This window comes from Microcoleus sp. AT3-D2, from assembly GCF_036705715.1.
GTDB lineage: Bacteria > Cyanobacteriota > Cyanobacteriia > Cyanobacteriales > Microcoleaceae > Microcoleus.
Map to the genome: position 1 here is coordinate 1 of NZ_JAUBVE010000163.1, position 2,710 is coordinate 2,710.

Annotated in this window: 2 protein-coding genes; both read right to left on the minus strand. The window is 40.8% G+C overall.

Annotated elements, in window-relative coordinates; genetic code table 11:
- Nucleotides 1–333: 333 nt before the first annotated feature.
- Complete coding sequence (locus tag QUB44_RS30405; protein WP_333373549.1) at nt 334–2,253, minus strand: globin domain-containing protein; 1,920 nt, start codon at nt 2,251–2,253, stop codon at nt 334–336.
- Between the two features lie 133 nt (nt 2,254–2,386).
- Complete coding sequence (locus tag QUB44_RS30410; RefSeq protein WP_333373551.1) at nt 2,387–2,548, minus strand: hypothetical protein; 162 nt, start codon at nt 2,546–2,548, stop codon at nt 2,387–2,389.
- Nucleotides 2,549–2,710: the final 162 nt, after the last annotated feature.

Genomic DNA, 2,710 nt, shown 5'->3' on the forward strand with positions numbered 1-2,710 from the left:
TATGGCACAGGCACAACGGCTCGCGGGCTATGGTCTAGACGTTTTGAAGAAGCTGTTTAGAATGAAATAGCCCTGGGTGGCGACCATAGCGCAAACGCTGACTACCAACAACATAACTATGAGTTTTGTCTTTATACTTAACTGCTTAAATAATTGCATTGGATTTTTCCTAATCTTCTTTGCCTGATTTATTTTATGTTTAATAAATTAAAGAGTAATCTCTCACCATTAGCATCGATCGCATTTCAGTAAACCAAAGCTTTTCTACTCAAGGGGGCCTCACCATTTTAGTAGAAAAGCAGACCTCAAAGTCATAAAAAAGTTGGGATCAATTTATTTATTTGTGACCTCATCTTCCAGAGACTTATACTTTGATCCATCAGGCATAACAGCACCTTCGAGCAAAGCACCACTTAGGTCAGAAATGCTAACTTTAGCACCTTTTAGATTTGCACCAGTTAGGTAGGCACTTTTCAGGTTTGCACCACTCAAACTAGCATCTCTCAAATCTGCACCACTCAGGTTCGCATTACTCAAATCTGCACAAATTAAATTAGCATTACTAAGATTCGCACTACTAAGATTAGCCTGAGTCAAGCGAGCAAAACTCAGTTTTGCATGACTTAAATTTGCACCACTAAGTTTAACCTGACTGATATTAGCATTATCTAAATTAGCATAACTCAAATTAGCATTACTCAAGTCGCTTTCCATCAAATTGGCTTTACTGAGATTGGCATGAGGAAGATTAATATCTACTAACTCCGCACCCATAGCATCCAAACCTCTAAGAGAAACACCATCTTCATTCAAATCTTGGAGTGCCAGAATTCTGGCATAGCTAACTTTTACGTCGTGCGCTGCATCAACCGTACTCCAAGCTTGGTAGTGAAATTGCTTTCTGCGATCGGGTGCTTCCTTGATGAATAAAATTAAAGCAACGACAAGACTGAGAGAATCAACACTCTCCAAAACTTCTCCGATCAGAGAATTATCATCCGCCCACACATAAATTATGATGAACAGAATGGCTGAAACACTAGCAACTAACCAGGCAGGTTGTGTCCAAAAATTATCAATGAATTTTTCTAAAATTCCTTTGAGAACTTCACCCAATCGCTGAATGAATGATTGCTCTTGAAAAATCTGATAACTATCAGTTATTTTCGAGAGCGTTTTTTGGATAATTTCACCATCCAACTGAATAGATACTAAAGGCTTTTTCTCTTCCTCGGTTGGTGGTGCTAGAGGCTTAGATTCGTTCAGTAATTGTGTCTTTGATTCTTGTGGCTGATTGTGGATGACATCTTTTTCATCGGGGACAATCTTTGGTGAAGAAACTGCACCTGCGCCTTTTAACATCAAACCTGTAATTGTTCTGTAGGCATCTGTCCACGCCCGCTTTACTTCGGGAGTCCAATCTTCTTGGAGAGACTGCTCAAAAGCCATCAGCAGTGCGTCTCCAACTGGACCATAATATTTGGGAATCACCCCATAGCCGATGTGTCTGCCTCCCAAGGCGTTGAGAACTGGTTCTAAAGCTTCTGGAGAGCGGAGATTTTCTACTACCAATACCAAAGCATTTATGAGCTTTTTCTGTTGCTTTTCTAAATCGATATTAGCAAAAAGCGGTTTAAATTCAGGGTGAGCGATGAAGAGGTTTTGGTAGAAGCTGGCGGCAAATTCATCAGCACGAGGTTTTATTTTATCAAAACTGCTTTCCAATACCTCTACGGCTAATTTTTGCTCTTTTTCTGGGACTGATTCTAGTTGATGATTAGCTGCTATGCTTACCTGTTTATCGGAAATAATCTCAGTTTCTAATTTAACTTCTTTAGGTGTCGTTTCTACCCCAGCGCCTTTTAACATCAAAGCAGTAATTGCTCTGTAGGCATCTGTCCATGCCAGCTTTACTTCGGTTGTCCAATCTTGCTGGAGAGACTGCTCAAAAGCACTTAGTAGTGCGTCTCCAACTGGACGGTAATATTTTGGAATTACTCCATAACCGATGTGTCTGCCTCCCAGTGCGTTGAGAACTGGCCCTAAAGCCTCTGGAGAACGGAGATTTTCTACTACTAAAACGAGAGCACTTATGAGCTTTTTCTGTTGCTTTGCCATATCAGTTTTGGCAAACAGTGGTTTCAACTCTGGGTGAGTTGTAAACAATTTTTCGTAGAAGGTAGCGGCAAATTCATCAGCACGAGGTTTTATTTTCTCGAAACTTTGCTCTAAAAGTTCAACATTTAAAGACATATTTTTGTTTCCCTTTTGAAAGTTGACGCTCCCTTGTCTAAAGACAGGGGTTTTTAACTCTTCGGCAGTGATGAATGCTTTTGATAGAGTGTTTGGAACCTGAGAGTTCCTTTGCTGACGCCAGGGCCAGATATTACAAACTTAAATTTTCCAACTCTTGCCGCAGGGTAGCCATAAACTCCTCTGCATCGTTGATGCCCATTTCTCCTAAAGCTTTCCACTCTTCACTGGTGTAATCTAAATCGAGTCCCATTACGTCTTGAGTCCAATAGGGTAAATTAGATGGGTTTTCCATTAGGTCACAGGTGATTTTTAAGATGTCTGTTCCGGTCGTCTTTTTTCTAGCCTTTGTTGCCAAGCAAAAGGAGAGCAACTTCGCCGGGAGCATCCCGGTTTTGCAAAAGCCTCAAATAGCCAAGAGGTCGTTGAGGTAAGCACAACGAAGTTTTAGCATTTG

Bases quoted from the DNA above. Each gene is read 5' to 3' on its own strand.
- QUB44_RS30410 (WP_333373551.1), bottom strand. From the start codon at position 2,548: ATGGAAAACCCATCTAATTTACCCTATTGGACTCAAGACGTAATGGGA.
- QUB44_RS30405 (WP_333373549.1), bottom strand. From the start codon at position 2,253: ATGTCTTTAAATGTTGAACTTTTAGAGCAAAGTTTCGAGAAAATAAAA.